Source organism: Bradyrhizobium sp. HKCCYLRH3099 (genome assembly GCF_051167855.1).
Classification (GTDB): Bacteria; Pseudomonadota; Alphaproteobacteria; order Rhizobiales; family Xanthobacteraceae; genus Bradyrhizobium.
The window spans coordinates 1-13896 of record NZ_JBNPTW010000019.1 but is presented as its reverse complement, the minus strand read 5'-3'; the positions used below and the strand labels follow the sequence as shown (position 1 = coordinate 13896).

Genomic DNA, 13896 nt, shown 5'->3' with positions numbered 1-13896 from the left:
TCCGTTGTTCTATGTACCTCCGACAACCCTCTGTGATCGCTTGTGTTCCTGGTCAAAACCGACGGCACCTGCGACAAAGAGCGGAACGATTTCCGCCGGCCGGGACGCGCGCGCGACCAGCACGTGGTCTGGCGGCACCTCGATCCAGTCCGGCTCCTTGTCATAGGGCTCCGACACGGCGATCACCTGATCGCCGTCCTTGCGGTAGTACAGCGAGTTGGCGCGATCGTTGGCGGCGAAGCGGAAGGCGTAGAGGTCATGGCCGTTCGACAGCGCAGACGTGAAGCGCAGATGCTCGCGCAGGCCGTCCTCGTTGACGAGCTGGCAGAGCGCGCGGAGCACCTTGCGCGTCGCGCCGATCGGATCCTGATCGATGCCGGCGCCGACGATCGCCAGGAAGACAGCCTCCGAATCCGTCGTGCCGAGCCGCGACGGATAGAGCGCATCCGGGATCATCGCCTCGACCTTGCGGCGCAGCCTGTTCCAACTTCCAACGAATCCGTTGTGCATGAACATCCAGCGACCGCAGGCGAACGGATGGCAATTCTGCCGCGTCACCGCCGTGCCCGTCGCCGCGCGCACATGCGCGAAGAACAGATGCGAGTGCAGGTGGCGGCAAAGATAGCGCAGATTTTCATCCGACCACGCCGGTCGTGTCTCGCGATAAAGCCCGGGCTCCGGATGATCGCCGTACCAACCGAGACCGAAGCCGTCGCCATTGGTGCCTGCCGTCGATTCGAGCGCACGAATGCTCTGCGTCACCAGCGAATGCTCTGGCTCGGTGACGTAGTGCTCGAACGAGGTCCGCTCTCCGCGGTAGGCGATCCAACGACACATCCTGCCCCTCCAGATGGATGAATGGACTTCAAGATGCGCGTCTGACGGGGCGCACTTGGCGAGGGAGGCGGAAACGCGCGAGGGCGCGCGCGAGTTCCCGCGCGCGCATCCTCGAAAACGTCGAGACCGCGTTCAACCCGTCGGGCTGGGGTTGGCGTCGTCCGGCTCCGGAAGCATGCCGGTGCCGGGCGTTTTCTCCTCATCGGTCAGATCGGGCCGTGCGTGTGGGCCTGCGGGCGGAAGCGTCTCGTCTGCTGACTGCTTTGCCCGACTGCCACCGGCCGGCTTTGACCGATTGCCGGACTGACGATCGGTCGTCTCGCGATCATCGTCGCTCATCGAATGTCCTGTCGGTTGAAAGTCATCAACGGCAATGTTGGACGCAACGACCAACGGGCGAACGCAAGCGCGGTTCCTGCTCACATCTTGCGCGCGACCAGCTTCATGCGCAGCTCGGAGATCGCCTCGCCGGGATTGAGCCCCTTCGGGCATGCCTTCGCGCAGTTGAGGATGGTGTGGCAGCGATAGAGCCGGAACGGGTCTTCGAGGATGTCGAGCCGCTCACCGGTGGCTTCATCGCGGCTGTCGTTGATCCAGCGCGCGGCCTGGATCAGCGCGGCGGGTCCCAGGAAGCGCTGCGAATTCCACCAGTAGCTCGGGCACGAGGTGGAGCAGCAGGCACAGAGGATGCACTCGTACAGGCCGTTCAGCTTGTCGCGGTCTTCCTCGCTCTGCCGCCACTCCTTCTGCGGCGTCGGCGTTTTCGTCTGAAGCCAGGGCTCGATGATCGAAAGCTGCGCGTAGAAATTGGTGAGGTCCGGAACCAAGTCCTTCACGACCGGCTGATGCGGCAACGGCAGCAACTGCACGGCGCCGTCATGGTCGCTCATCGACTTCGTGCAGGCGAGCGTATTCTGACCGTTGATGTTCATCGAGCACGAGCCGCAGATGCCCTCGCGGCAGGAGCGGCGGAAAGCGATCGTCGGATCGATGTTGTTCTTGATCCAGATCAGGCCGTCGAGCACCATCGGCCCGCAATCCGAGGTGTCGACATGATAGCTGTCGATCTGCGGATTGCCGCCAACGTCTGGATTCCAGCGATAGACGCGAAATTCGCGCAGCGTGACGCTCTTCGGCTTCGGCCAGGATTTGCCCTCGATCATCGCGGAGTTCCTGGGGAGCCTGAAGTCGGCCATCATGAGCCTCCGCGGTCATTGGATCGCGACCAACCGCCCGCCTCACCGCACGTTCCTCCATTGGATGAGCGACATCGTCGCGGCGCGGCTCACCCCTCGCCGCGCTCGCGCACCAGCTTCAGCCAGGCCGCGGCGGCTGGCGACAGATAGGCGCCGCGCCGCCAGGCCATCGCCAACGTCCATTCCGTCTCGGGCTCATCGAGCAGTACGAGGCTGATCGGCACCTGCGTGCGCTGGGTTGCGATCATGCGCGGCAGGAACGCGACTCCGAGGCCCGCGCCGGCGAGCTCCGCTATGAAGTCGATCTGTGTGCTGCGCGCCGCCACGATCGGCTCGAAGCCGTTGCGGCGGCACGCCTCGCGGAGGATGCGGTTCAGCGCGAAGCCCGTCTCGAACAGAACGAAGGGGGTCTCGCGCAGCTCAGCCAGCGCAATGGTCTCACGCTGAGCCAGCGGATGATTCACGGCAATCAGCGCCATCAACGGCTCACGGCGCACGATCTGGGCGGCGAACTCATCCGCGATCGGCGGCAGCAGACCGGCAAAATCGATGTCGCCGGCGGCGAGCAGTTCGCTGAGCCGGTCGCTGCCGTGCTCGACAAGCCGGATCTCGATGTCGGGATAGAGCTGGCGGTAGAGCGCAAACAGCGGCGCAAACAGCGTGCTCGAACCGATCGGCGGCAGGCCGAGGCGCAGCACGCCGCGCTTCAATCCTCGGAGCTCTGCAAGCTCCGCCTGCAGGTCGTCACGCTCAGCCAACAGCCGGATCGCGCGACGGTAGACGATCTCGCCGGCGGCGGTCATGCGGCTCTTGTGGCCAAGCCGGTCCAGCAACGGCAAGCCGAGTTCGTCCTCCAACTGCTTGATTGCCTTACTGACGGTCGACTGCGTGGCAAACACCACCTTGGCGGCTTGCGAAAATCCGCCCTGGCGGACGACCTCGACGAAGGTTCGGAGCGCTTTCAGTTCCATAATGGGACAGAGTATTCCATTTCTGACTTAAATTCATTCATTCAATTCATTTTATACATGTTGCATTGCGACATATCTTTTGCTGCAGCAAGGCCACCCGGACCCCTACAATGACGCACCGCAACATCGCCCTTCCCCTTCGACGTTTGCTCCGCCGTAACCGGCTGGTGCAGATCGGTCTCCTCGGATTGTTCTGGGCCGCGGGCGAGGCGCTGGCACGGGCCACCGGCCTGCCGCTGCCCGGCGGTATCATCGGAATGGCGCTGGCGCTCGTGCTGTTCTTGGCGGGGGGGCTGAAGGTCGCGAACATAAAGCGCGGCGCCAATTGGATGCTGGCCGAGATGCTGCTGTTCTTCGTGCCGGCCGTGCTGGCGCTGCTCGACCATCGCGAGCTGTTCGGCCTGCTCGGCCTGAAGATCTTTGCCGTGATCATCGTGAGCACCACGGCCGTGATGTGCGTGACGGCGCTGACCGTCGACCTCTGCTACCGCTGGACCGAACGTCATGACGCTGCCCGCGCTGTGGCGTGAGCCGCTGGTCCAGGCCGCGGTCTGGTCACTGGCGACGATCCTGCTCTATCTGCTGGCGAAGCGCGTGCACCGGCGCTGGCCGCGCTGGTGGCTGATGCCGCTCGCGGTCGCGCCGGCGCTCCTGATGATCGCGGCACTGTCGCTCAAGGTCTCCTACCGCGACTACATCCGCGGCACGCATTGGCTGGTGGCGCTGCTCGGGCCTGCCACCGTCGCCTTCGCCGTGCCGATCTATGAGCAGCGCGCGCTGATCCGGCGCCGCTGGCCGCTGCTGCTCGCCGGGATGATCGCGGGCAGCCTCACCGCGGTCGCCACCAGCTGGGCGCTGGCCTATCTGCTCGGTATCGACGGCGAGTTGCGGCTGAGCCTCTTGCCGCGTTCGATGAGCACGCCGTTCGCGATGGAGGTCTCCGGCGAGATCGGCGGCAGTCCCGACCTCACCGCCGTGTTCGTCGTGCTCACCGGCATCATCGGCGCCGCCGTCGGCGACATCGTGCTGGCACGGCTGCCGCTGCGCTCGACGCTCGCCAAGGGCGCGCTGTTCGGCGTCGGCGCACACGGCGCCGGCACGGCGCGGGCGCATCAGATCGGCCGCGAGGAAGGCGCGATCGCCGGCCTCGTGATGGTGCTGGTCGGGCTGATGAACGTGGCGCTGGCGCCGCTGATCATTCAGCTCATGAAGTAGCGATTTCAGCGCCGCGCCAGCGAGCCGATCCAGTTGCTGATCTCGGTCTGGCGCAGCCCATCGTTTGCGACGTCCTGGTCGAGCCCGAGTCGCCAGAGCAGATCGCGCCGCGCCCGGTCGTGATGCAAGGCCGCGAGATCGGCGGCATAGCGTTCGAGTTCGGCCATGTCGGCGAAGAAGCCCTCGTCGACCAGCGGCTGGCCGATGCGTCTGATGACCCAGGCGACGTCCTGCAGGCTGAATTCCGGGTGATACTGTACGCCCCAGAACCGGCCGCGGCCGTTGCGGATCTCCGCAGCCTGCACCTCGCTGAAGGCATTGCGCGCCGTCACCGTCGCATCCGGCGGCAGCGTCGTCACGATGTCGCTATGGATCGCCGGCGCATCGAACACTTCGTTGCGCGCCGCGTGCAACGGATGACCGCGGCCCGCCTCGGTCAGCATGATCTTGCGGGCAAAGGCCACCTCGCGGCCGGCCGGATTGAGCGAGACTTGCCCACCGGCCGCAACCGTCGCGAGCTGCAGCCCCCAGCATGAGCCGAACATCGGCACGCCCTGCGCGAAGATCGTTCGCACCAGCTCGATCTGGCGCAGGGCCTCCGGCTCACGCTGATAGATGTTGAGCGCCGAGCCGGTGATGACAATGCCCTGATAGGCGTCGATCGGCTGCGGCAATGTCGCATCGGCATCAGCCGGGGTCGCGATGTCGACCTGAGCGTCCGGCGCCAGCGCGCGCAGCACGTCGGCATAGCTCTCGGATGGCGTATGTCCGGCGACCTCCGCCCAGCGGCGACGGCCGGCCAGCGAGTTGCCTTCGAGAACGAGCAGTCTCAGCACGCCATCAATCTCCGAGTTCTCATCGCTCGCGTCGCCTTACTGCTGATCCAGGACCCCGCGCAAGAACTGCGCGCTCCGCTCCCGGACCTCGGGACGGTTCAGGATGGTATGGACGTCGGCATCGATCACCATCACCTCCGCTTTCGGATCATCCTTGAGCGCCGACGCGCACGAGCCGGTCACGGCGCGATCCTTGTTCCAGGGATTGGCCGCCGAAAAGTACGGATCGCGCGCCGAAATCGCATTCAGCACCGGCTCCTTCGGCCCGATGCCGAGCCGCGGCGCGGTGACGAAGTAGTTGTCCTCGCAGGACCAGGAATAGATCAGCCGCGCCGCGACATCCTTGCCGGCGTAGCGGCCGACCGCCACCGAGCCCTCGCTGGTGCCGCCGATCACGACGCGCTGACGGTCGACCCAGCTCCAGTCGCGCGCGGACTTCAGCGCATTATCCAACTCGGCCAGCCGCAAGGCGTGGACGCGCTCATAGGTCGCGACATCGATAGGGGACGTGTAGGTCAACCGGTCGGGGATCGCGAGACTGTCGGGCGCAACGGAAGCCGCGCCGAGCTCGTCGGCCAGCCAGACCTGAAACTCCTTGATCGCCGGCGCCACCCCGCTCGAGCCGTGCATCACGACAACGAGCGGCGCGATCCCGATCACGTCCGGCGCATCCTCGGCATGCCCTTCCCAGCGCCGCCCGCCCGCCAGCGCCGCCGGCAGAACGAGATTGGCCTTCGCCCAGGTCAGCGCGAGGTTCTCGGACGATGGCTCCAGCACCGCGCCCTTGGTCTCCCCGGGCTTGTCGGCGGCGAGGACGACCGTGGCGAACAGCAGCGCCGAAGCGGCCGACAGACAACGGAACAGGATCATCGCCAACAGAACCTCTCGCAGGGGCGCAAACGCAGCACGCTCGCAGCGTGATCTCACGACATCGAGACCGGCACAAGCGGATGGTCGCCCGAACCCCGCGGGGCGCCCATGCAGTCGCGCCGCGGATCCGGTGTCCGCCAGACGTCGCGGCATCATTCGGTGATCGATGGTGGGATCACGGCTTGCCAAGATGAGCTGCCAGAAAATCGTGCATCTCCGCGGTCGAGCGCGCCGTCGCATCCGGATCGTATTGCAGCCAGTGGCCGAAGTAGGACCGGCCTGGCCGGGGTGTATCGAAGGCATGATAGGCGCCAGGATAGACCTCGAGCTTCACGGGGGCGCCTTTGTCGGGGCGCAGCGACATCCATTGCTGGCAGTCCTGCGCCGGCGTCCAATCGTCCTTGTCACCGATCAGGATCAGCGTCGGCACCGCCAGCCATTTCGACGCGCTACCGCAGCGGGGATAGTAGGCGACCGCGACCTTGAATGTCAGGTTCTCGGGCATGTCATAGATCTTCACATCATGCGTCGAGGCGAGTCGCATCGCCGCGATGCCGCCTTGCGAGGATCCGACGACGCCGATCCGCGCGCGGTCCACGAAGGGAAGCGAGGCGAGATAGGCGATTGCTCCCCAGGCATCGGCCTGCCGATCAGGCGCCGGACGCGTGCATGCATGCGCGAGCCCGCGGGCGCCGAAACTGTCGACAGCGAGCGCGACATAGCCCCATCCGGTCAGCATCCGGGCGAAACGCTGACGCGTCGGCTCGCTGAGCCCGCCACATCCGTGCAGGTACACGATCGCCGCGAACGGACCATCGCCGGAAGGTTTCGACAGATAGCCGCCGATGGCCTGAGCAGAAGCCCCCACCATCTCGCCACGCTCCAGGGCCATCCGCTGTTGAAGCTGGCCGATGATATAGGGCGCGGAGTTGAACGTGACCGGCGCGTCGAAGGTCTGCGCTGCGGCACGCTGCGGCAGCCAAACCAGAGCGATCAGAAGTGCGACGCTCAACCCGAACCGCGACATGGCGCGCGAGCCCTCGTGAGACCTGCTGCAACATAGGTGCGACGGACGCGAGAATCCATCGTGATTAGTGAGCGCGCACGCTTCAAATGTCATGGACGCCGGTGCCTGCCACGCAGGTGACGCAAGTGATGACGCGGGGTCATTGACCCGTGCAGGAAGCGGCTCGGCACGCGATGCGCTGGACTCGCCCCTTCCAGCGCGCTGCCGCAATCGGGAACGAGATGCAGCCGCGGCCGGGTCGAGGACGACTGCAGCATCTCCCGGCGGGTTTCGTCCACAGGATTGTAAGGATCCCGCGGCGTCAGCACCATCAGCACGGCTCTGAGACCTCTCAGGATGGCCTTCATGGCGCGAGACGGCCGTGCCGAGCGATGCCGGCTCAACTCGCGCGCGTGGTGCCCGCGCGGTTCGATCGCCGATGCGGTGTCGCCGAACGGCAGCATCACGCGGAGCGGCTGTTCCGAGGGACCGGTTGCAATCAACATCTTGCACATGCGTCTCACCTTCGTGTCAGGGCGGCCGAAGCATCGACCGCGTTCGATCGACCATTGCGCCGAGCGCGGTGACGGCGAGCTGTTGCCGGATGTCAGCCAGATGTCAGCTCGCCGCCTCACTTGCCCCGCTCCTACTGCCGCGTCGCGCGCGGCGCCTCGCGCTTCAGCTGCTCCAGCGCCTCCGGCATCATGCGGCCGAACATCGAGCTCAGCATCGCCGTCGGGATCAGTCCCGAATTGCCACTCTCCTGGCCCGGCCCGCCAGACATCAGGAATTGCGGCACCAGCGGCTGGTTGATCCGCGTCAGCGCCTCCGCGAATTTCGCGAAGTTCTGCTCGGCCAGCCTGAACTCCGGCCCGCCATAGGCATCGACGGCTAGCTTGGTGGCCTGCGCGTTGGCCGCGCCGACCGCCAGCGCACGATCGGCCTCGCCCTGGCCTTCGAGCCGCGACTGCTCGCCGACCGCGGCCGCCGTCACCTTGCGGGTCTCGGCATCCTTCTGCGCACGGGCGAGCGCGGCCGCGCCTTCGTTCTCGTTGACGCGGATCTGGATCAGCGACTGCGTCAGCGCCGCCTGTGCCGCGGCCGTCGCCTTGGCCTCGTTGAGCGTGCGCTCCTGGATCGCGGCCTTCTCCTGTTCCTGGAAGGTCTCGACCTGCTCGCGCGCGACCTGGCGCATGCGCAGCTGGATCAGGATGTTCTCGATGGTCTGGTCGCCGGGCGCCGCGCGCGGCGTGCCGATCAAGACCTCCTGCAGCTCGAGCGAATAGCCCTCGAACTTCACCTTCATCTCGGCCGCGGATTCCTCCTGAATCGCGGCGCGGTTCTGCAACAGCTCGATCAGGGTCATCTTCTGCGCGACGTTCTTGAAGAACGCCGAGACCATCGGGTCGAGCGTCTGCTCGACCAGCTTCTTCACGTCGCCGAAGCGCTGGATGATCATCGGCGCCTTCTTGTAGTCGATGTGCATCACGACCGAGAGCGGCAGGGTCGGCTCGAACGCGTCCTTGGTGATCAGCGAGATCTCCGACAGGTTCTCGTCGAGCTTCATCGCGCCGACCTCACCGCGCACCCATTTGAGGATGAAGTTGACGGTCGGGATGATCTCGATCTTGCCGGCATAGGTGTTGAACGCGTATTTGCCGGGCAGCAGCGGATCCTTCCAGACGCCGCGGCCGCCATTCGAGACGAGTTCGCCATGACGATAGGTCTCGCCGGAGACGTCGGCCATGCGCGGGCCGGTGTAGAAGATGACGACGCCGACATTGCCGACCGGGATGATGGTCTTCGGCACGTTCTCCACGGTGGCGAACAGACGGTTGATGTACCAGGTGCCCTCGACGATGACCTGCAGCTGACGGCCGCGATGGCCGCCGGCGGCGAGGAATTTCTCGGGCTCCTGGAAATTGTTGTGAAAGGTCGGAGCATCGTGCAGCTCGGTGCCGACCTCCGGCGCGATGATCTCGCCGGGAGGCAGCGAGGGGCCGTCATGCACGGTGACGATGCCGACCAGGTCATGATCGGCCGCCAGGATCACAGGCGTAAAGCCCCAGCGCTCGGCGATCGTCAGCTGCATGGCGTCGAGCACCACGCGCTCCTGGTCGCTCAGCGCGTGGCCATAGACGCGTTCGTCGGTGATGATCGCAAACTGCGTCGTGTTGATCGCGTAGGTGCCTTCGCGCAAAATCTTGCGCTGGGGGCCCTTCTGGCCGCCGGCCAAAAGAAAGCGGCGCGCGTCTTGGAAGTCGCTGTTGTCCTCGCTGTCGTTGGCACCCAGCACCTGCGAGGCGCCGAGCGGCGCGCCGTCGCGAGCAAACACATAGGCGATCTTGCCCTGGCCGACCGTCACGAGATCGGAGGTGTGGATGCGGTACATGAAGGGAAAGAACAGGTGCAGGCCGCCGCGCAGCACCTCCGGCTCGAAGCCGGCCTCGCCGTTCAGCGCAATGAAACCGTCGGCGACGGAGCCGCGGATGCTCCACAGTTTCTCGACGATGCCGACCTGGTTGTTCGGGATGTAGCGGATGACGTTGGAAAGCTTCAGCAGTGCAAGCAACGCAATGATCGCCCCGGCCGCGAGGGCCGGCTGGACGAGAGTGGTGATGTCCATGAGGGGTCTCCAAGTCGCGCATGGCCGGGGCGGCTGCTGCCGCCGCGCTGTCACCGCGCGCGATCATGCCGATCGATGTCGGCGCGCGAGAAGCTAGACCTCCTGCGAATTTTTCAAAGACCACCGTCGCCGAAATATTTCGTCTCCCAACGTTGAACCTGCATCCCGATCCGGCGACTTAGTCGCCTTGCATTCGCCCTCGCACCAAGGCGATCAGCTTGGGATCGTCGAACCCCGCGGCGGTCATCGCCGCGCCCGCCGCCATCAGATCGTGGTGCGGAAGATTGGTGCGCATGCCCACGGTGACGATGCCCGCCGCCGTCGCCGCTGTGATGCCGGCGCGCGAATCCTCGAACGCGATTGCATCTTCCGGCGCGGCATCGACCGCGCGCAGGCCCTCGAGGTAGGGCAGCGGGTGCGGCTTGCCGTGGGGCAGCTCGTCGCCAATGATGACGGCGCGAAAGCGCTTCGCGATGCCGAGCCCGGCAAGGATCATCTCGGCATTGGCGCGCGGTGCGTTGGTCACCGCTGCGACGGGAATCCCTTCCGCGTCCGCCAAGTCGAGCAGCGCCATCAGTCCCGGCAGCGGCTGCACCTCGCCGGCGGCGAGACGACGAAACACCGCCTCCTTTTCCGCCATGATTTCGACGCGCCGCTCCGGCGGCTCACCGGGAAGAAACTCCGCCCCGATCGACGCGTTGGAGCGTCCGAGGAGTTCGCGTGCCGCCCGTGGACGGTCGAACACGTGGCCGCGCGGCCCGAACACCGCGTTGAACGCCTCGATATGCAACGCATCGGTGTCGGCAAGCGTGCCGTCGATGTCGAACAGCAACGCCTGTTGCCGTCTCTTGATAACGCCTCGCATCAGCAAATTGACCTCAACTCATCCGGATATTGTCGCGATCTGATCCAACTCTCGACCAGAGCGGCTGTCGTTATTCCCTAAACGGCGTGAAACCGCGACGGGGGAAATTGCGATGATCGGCCAGTTGAAAGCAGTGCCTGCCTCGACGTCGACCAGCCTTAGAGCCAGCCTTGGTGCTGCAGCGCTGATCTCGCTGCTGTCGCTTACGACGTCCGGCGCCGCGGAGGCCAGCACGGACATGGTCAACGGCCAGTACTGCAACGATCTCTGCAAGGCCTACATGTCCTGGTCCAATCGCGTGCTCGCCACCACCCAGCCGCTCTATGCGCGGCCGCAGGTGCGGGTCGCAGTACCGCAGTCCACGACGCCGAAGAAGATGGAGCGGGCCGAGAAGCTCGACAAGCCGGAGCGCGCGGCGCCGAAGCCGCACCGGCCGGCCAACCTCAACTCCTTCGCCCAGCTGCCCGCCGGCAGCCATGCCGCGCAATCGGCCATGGAGCCGCCGCCAAGCGACCTCGCCGCGGCGGACGAGCCCGCCGGCACCGCGATGGAACGTCCGTTCGCAGCAGACCCGCTGCCGCATTCGGCAATCGCCGACATGCGCCGCGCGACCGATGCCGCCGGCCTGCGGATGGTCTCGATGACCGATCCCGGCGCCGGGCCGACGACGGTCGGCGAGGCCGGCGGGAGCCAGCGCTCCCGGATGCCCTCGCTCTGGATCCTGCTCGCGGTCGGCGCGCTGATCGCCTATTTCGGCCATGGCTGGCTGAAGCGCCGGAACGCCCTCGCCGGGCCGATCGACTGAGCCACAAGGCCGCCGGCGCAACGCCGCGGGAACCATTCCGGACAATTTGATCATCCGCCGGAGGCTGCGACAGGCCGCTCGGTTGAACTGACAGCCCCGTTTCTCTATGCGTGGGCGATGAACATCGCCCTCACCACCCCGCCCCTGAGCGCTCCCTCCTTGAGTTCCTGGCCGCGCCACCGCGCCGACCTCAAGCCCGCGCCGTTCCTGCCGATGAGCCGGAAGGAAATGGACGCGCTCGGCTGGGACGTCTGCGACATCGTGCTGGTCACCGGCGACGCCTATGTCGACCACCCCTCGTTCGGCATGGCGATCATCGGCCGGCTGCTCGAGGCGCAGGGCTTTCGCGTCGGCATCATCTCGCAGCCCGACTGGCACTCCGCCGAGCCGTTCAAGGCGCTCGGCCGTCCGCGCGTGTTCTTCGGCGTCACCGGCGGCAACATGGACTCCATGGTCAACCGCTACACCGCGGATCGCCGCATCCGCAGCGACGACGCCTACACGCCGAACGGCGAGGGCGGCAAGCGCCCGGACCGCTGCACGCTGGTCTATGCGCAGCGCTGCCGCGAGGCGTTCAAGGACGTGCCGGTCGTGCTCGGCGGCATCGAGGCCTCGCTGCGCCGGATCGCGCATTACGACTACTGGTCCGACAAGGTGCGGCGCTCGGTGCTGGCCGACGCCAAGGCCGACATCCTGATCTACGGCAATGCCGAGCGCGCCGTGATCGAGGTCGCGCACCGCATCGCCGGCGGCGAAGCGCCGAAGGACATCCAGTCCGTCCGTGGCACCGCGCTGTTCCGGAAAGTGCCGGAGGGCTATGTCGAGCTGCACGCCGACGATCTCGATTCCGCCGACGAAGGCGCCGCGCGCGAGAAGGGCGACGTCGTCATCCGGCTGCCGTCCTGCGAGCAGGTCGAGGCCGACAAGGAAGCCTATGCGCGGGCCTCGCGCGTGCTCCATCGCGAGAGCAATCCCGGCAATGCGCGGCCGCTGGTGCAGCGCCATGGCGACCGCGACCTCTGGCTCAACCCGCCGCCGATCCCGCTGACCATGGCGGAGATGGACAGCGTCTACGACCTGCCCTACGCCCGCGCGCCGCATCCGTCCTATGGCGATGCCAAGATCCCGGCGTGGGACATGATCAAGTTCTCGGTCACGATCATGCGCGGCTGCTTCGGCGGCTGCACCTTCTGCTCGATCACCGAGCATGAGGGCCGCATCATCCAGAGCCGCTCGGAAGGCTCGATCCTGCAGGAAATCGAGCGCATCCGCGACAAGACGCCGGGCTTCACCGGCGTGATCTCCGACATCGGCGGCCCCACCGCCAACATGTACCGCATGGCGTGCAAGGACCCGAAGGTGGAGGCCGCCTGCCGCAGGCCAAGCTGCGTCTTTCCGGAGATCTGCCCGAACCTCAACACCTCGCATGACGATCTCATCCGTCTCTATCGCAAAGTGCGCGAGGTCCAGGGCGTCAAGCGCGTGATGGTCGCCTCCGGCGTGCGCTACGACCTCGCGGTCGAGAGCCCGGCCTACATCAAGGAGCTCGTCACGCATCACGTCGGCGGCTATCTGAAGATCGCGCCGGAGCATACCGAGCGTGGCCCGCTCGACAAGATGATGAAGCCGGGCATCGGCACCTATCACCGCTTCAAGCAGATGTTCGATGCCGCCGCCGCGCAGGCCGGCAAGAAGTACTATCTGATCCCGTATTTCATCGCGGCGCATCCCGGCACGTCCGACGAGGACATGATGAACCTCGCGCTGTGGCTGAAGAAGAACCGCTACCGCGCCGACCAGGTCCAGACCTTCCTGCCCTCGCCGATGGCGACGGCGACCGCGATGTACCACACCGGCGTCAATCCCTTGCGCGGCGTCCGTCATGGCGCCAGCGACAAGGTCGAGGCGATCAAGGGTCTCAAGCAGCGCCGGCTGCACAAGGCCTTCCTGCGCTATCACGACCCCGACAACTGGCCGGTGCTGCGCGACGCACTCCGCGCCATGGGCCGCGCCGATTTGATCGGCTCGCGTCCGGACCAGCTGGTGCCCGCGCATCAGCCGCCGGGCACGGGCAAGGCCGCCGTGACGCGGCGGCCGGTGCGGCCCGAGCAGCGGCCGCAGCGGTTCACGACCAAGGGCGTGAAGATCAGGAAGTAGTTGGTAGAGCGCGTACATAGAGCTTGGGCTCGGGCCCGCACGCGCCTCGTTCTCCGCTGTCGTCCCGGGCTTGACCCGGGACCCATAACCACCGGCAGTTTTGTTGGGCACGACTTGAGTCACTTGCCTGCCTCACACACCCGCCGGTGATTATGGGTCCCGGCTCAAGGCCGGGACGACACTGAGTTTGTGGTAGCGCCGTTCCAACTCACAGGCGCGATGCGCATAGCTCGTGCACCTCCGCCGCCATCCAACTGCACGATTTTGCAAACAGCCCACCGCAGCCCCGCGGCGCATCCGCGCCCGGGTCATGCTGCCGACATCGCCCTCGAAAACTGAGAGGGCGCGGGGAAGACCGGACCTCGACTGAGGCCCGTGGCCCGCCTGCGGAAAAAAATGCAGGCGGCAGGTACCACGAGTCCAGCCGGACGACCCGGCGGGCTCAAGCGGTCGTCGCAACATCAAGTGTTTTCACCCGTGACAGCAGCTCGTCAAGCGCCTCTGCTGGGGTT

The 13896-nt window shown here is 66.2% G+C and carries 14 protein-coding genes; 4 read left to right on the top strand and 10 right to left on the bottom strand.

Translation table 11 applies throughout. The features are described 5' to 3' along the window. Positions 1 to 9: 9 nt before the first annotated feature. From ACQR1Y_RS28145 to ACQR1Y_RS28130, 4 genes are all read right to left on the bottom strand, one after another. Positions 10 to 837, bottom strand: a complete 828-nt coding sequence (locus ACQR1Y_RS28145; protein WP_434861765.1) for a class II glutamine amidotransferase — start codon at positions 835 to 837, stop codon at positions 10 to 12. 132 nt (positions 838 to 969) lie between these two features. Further along, positions 970 to 1176, bottom strand: coding sequence for a hypothetical protein (locus ACQR1Y_RS28140; RefSeq protein WP_434879030.1), 207 nt, complete (start codon positions 1174 to 1176; stop codon positions 970 to 972). An 80-nt stretch (positions 1177 to 1256) separates the two neighbouring features. Next, positions 1257 to 2033 carry a succinate dehydrogenase iron-sulfur subunit gene (locus tag ACQR1Y_RS28135; RefSeq protein ID WP_434879031.1) on the bottom strand — a complete coding sequence of 259 codons (777 nt, stop codon included), beginning with the start codon at positions 2031 to 2033 and terminating at the stop codon, positions 1257 to 1259. A gap of 89 nt (positions 2034 to 2122) precedes the next feature. Further along, positions 2123 to 3004, bottom strand: a complete 882-nt coding sequence (locus ACQR1Y_RS28130) for a LysR family transcriptional regulator (protein WP_434879032.1) — start codon at positions 3002 to 3004, stop codon at positions 2123 to 2125. Between the two features lie 110 nt (positions 3005 to 3114). Between ACQR1Y_RS28130 and ACQR1Y_RS28125 the strand changes: the two genes are divergently transcribed. Both ACQR1Y_RS28125 and ACQR1Y_RS28120 read left to right on the top strand, forming a co-directional pair. Next, a complete protein-coding gene (locus ACQR1Y_RS28125; RefSeq protein ID WP_434879033.1) occupies positions 3115 to 3534 on the top strand; it encodes a CidA/LrgA family protein in 420 nt (139 codons plus the stop codon). After that, the gene (locus tag ACQR1Y_RS28120) at positions 3509 to 4219 is read left to right on the top strand and encodes an LrgB family protein (RefSeq protein WP_434879034.1); all 711 of its coding nucleotides are present in this window, start codon (positions 3509 to 3511) and stop codon (positions 4217 to 4219) included. Before ACQR1Y_RS28125 ends, ACQR1Y_RS28120 begins: the two co-directional genes overlap by 26 nt. Positions 4220 to 4224: 5 nt before the next feature. Here the strand turns inward: ACQR1Y_RS28120 and ACQR1Y_RS28115 are convergent, their stop codons facing one another. The 6 genes from ACQR1Y_RS28115 to ACQR1Y_RS28090 all read right to left on the bottom strand — a co-directional run bounded on the left by ACQR1Y_RS28115 (position 4225) and on the right by ACQR1Y_RS28090 (position 10428). After that, a complete protein-coding gene (locus ACQR1Y_RS28115; protein ID WP_434879035.1) occupies positions 4225 to 5055 on the bottom strand; it encodes a type 1 glutamine amidotransferase in 831 nt (276 codons plus the stop codon). A 36-nt stretch (positions 5056 to 5091) separates the two neighbouring features. Continuing rightward, entirely contained in the window at positions 5092 to 5925 is an 834-nt protein-coding gene (locus tag ACQR1Y_RS28110) for a hypothetical protein (RefSeq protein WP_434879047.1), read from the bottom strand. Positions 5926 to 6100: 175 nt separating this feature from the next. Next, positions 6101 to 6952, bottom strand: coding sequence for a dienelactone hydrolase family protein (locus ACQR1Y_RS28105; RefSeq protein ID WP_434879036.1), 852 nt, complete (start codon positions 6950 to 6952; stop codon positions 6101 to 6103). A gap of 89 nt (positions 6953 to 7041) precedes the next feature. Beyond that, positions 7042 to 7446 (bottom strand): hypothetical protein, encoded by a 405-nt coding sequence (locus ACQR1Y_RS28100; RefSeq protein WP_434879037.1) that lies wholly within the window; start codon positions 7444 to 7446, stop codon positions 7042 to 7044. A 131-nt stretch (positions 7447 to 7577) separates the two neighbouring features. Beyond that, positions 7578 to 9557, bottom strand: coding sequence for an SPFH domain-containing protein (locus ACQR1Y_RS28095; protein ID WP_434879038.1), 1980 nt, complete (start codon positions 9555 to 9557; stop codon positions 7578 to 7580). A gap of 178 nt (positions 9558 to 9735) precedes the next feature. Then, positions 9736 to 10428 carry an HAD family hydrolase gene (locus tag ACQR1Y_RS28090; protein ID WP_434879039.1) on the bottom strand — a complete coding sequence of 231 codons (693 nt, stop codon included), beginning with the start codon at positions 10426 to 10428 and terminating at the stop codon, positions 9736 to 9738. 106 nt (positions 10429 to 10534) lie between these two features. Here ACQR1Y_RS28090 and ACQR1Y_RS28085 point away from each other — a divergent pair, with 106 nt between their 5' ends. Further along, positions 10535 to 11227: a hypothetical protein gene (locus ACQR1Y_RS28085; RefSeq protein WP_434879040.1), complete on the top strand. Its 693-nt coding sequence runs from the start codon at positions 10535 to 10537 to the stop codon at positions 11225 to 11227. Between the two features lie 117 nt (positions 11228 to 11344). Continuing rightward, the gene (locus ACQR1Y_RS28080) at positions 11345 to 13384 is read left to right on the top strand and encodes a YgiQ family radical SAM protein (RefSeq protein ID WP_434879041.1); all 2040 of its coding nucleotides are present in this window, start codon (positions 11345 to 11347) and stop codon (positions 13382 to 13384) included. The last annotated feature ends 512 nt before the right edge of the window (positions 13385 to 13896 follow it).

Coding starts and splice junctions, on each gene's coding strand:
- ACQR1Y_RS28110 (WP_434879047.1), bottom strand. CDS start 5,925: ATGATCCTGTTCCGTTGTCTGTCGGCCGCTTCGGCGCTGCTGTTCGCC.
- ACQR1Y_RS28085 (WP_434879040.1), top strand. CDS start 10,535: ATGATCGGCCAGTTGAAAGCAGTGCCTGCCTCGACGTCGACCAGCCTT.
- ACQR1Y_RS28125 (WP_434879033.1), top strand. CDS start 3,115: ATGACGCACCGCAACATCGCCCTTCCCCTTCGACGTTTGCTCCGCCGT.
- ACQR1Y_RS28140 (WP_434879030.1), bottom strand. CDS start 1,176: ATGAGCGACGATGATCGCGAGACGACCGATCGTCAGTCCGGCAATCGG.
- ACQR1Y_RS28100 (WP_434879037.1), bottom strand. CDS start 7,446: ATGTGCAAGATGTTGATTGCAACCGGTCCCTCGGAACAGCCGCTCCGC.
- ACQR1Y_RS28095 (WP_434879038.1), bottom strand. CDS start 9,557: ATGGACATCACCACTCTCGTCCAGCCGGCCCTCGCGGCCGGGGCGATC.
- ACQR1Y_RS28120 (WP_434879034.1), top strand. CDS start 3,509: ATGACGCTGCCCGCGCTGTGGCGTGAGCCGCTGGTCCAGGCCGCGGTC.
- ACQR1Y_RS28080 (WP_434879041.1), top strand. CDS start 11,345: ATGAACATCGCCCTCACCACCCCGCCCCTGAGCGCTCCCTCCTTGAGT.
- ACQR1Y_RS28145 (WP_434861765.1), bottom strand. CDS start 837: ATGTGTCGTTGGATCGCCTACCGCGGAGAGCGGACCTCGTTCGAGCAC.
- ACQR1Y_RS28130 (WP_434879032.1), bottom strand. CDS start 3,004: ATGGAACTGAAAGCGCTCCGAACCTTCGTCGAGGTCGTCCGCCAGGGC.
- ACQR1Y_RS28135 (WP_434879031.1), bottom strand. CDS start 2,033: ATGGCCGACTTCAGGCTCCCCAGGAACTCCGCGATGATCGAGGGCAAA.
- ACQR1Y_RS28105 (WP_434879036.1), bottom strand. CDS start 6,952: ATGTCGCGGTTCGGGTTGAGCGTCGCACTTCTGATCGCTCTGGTTTGG.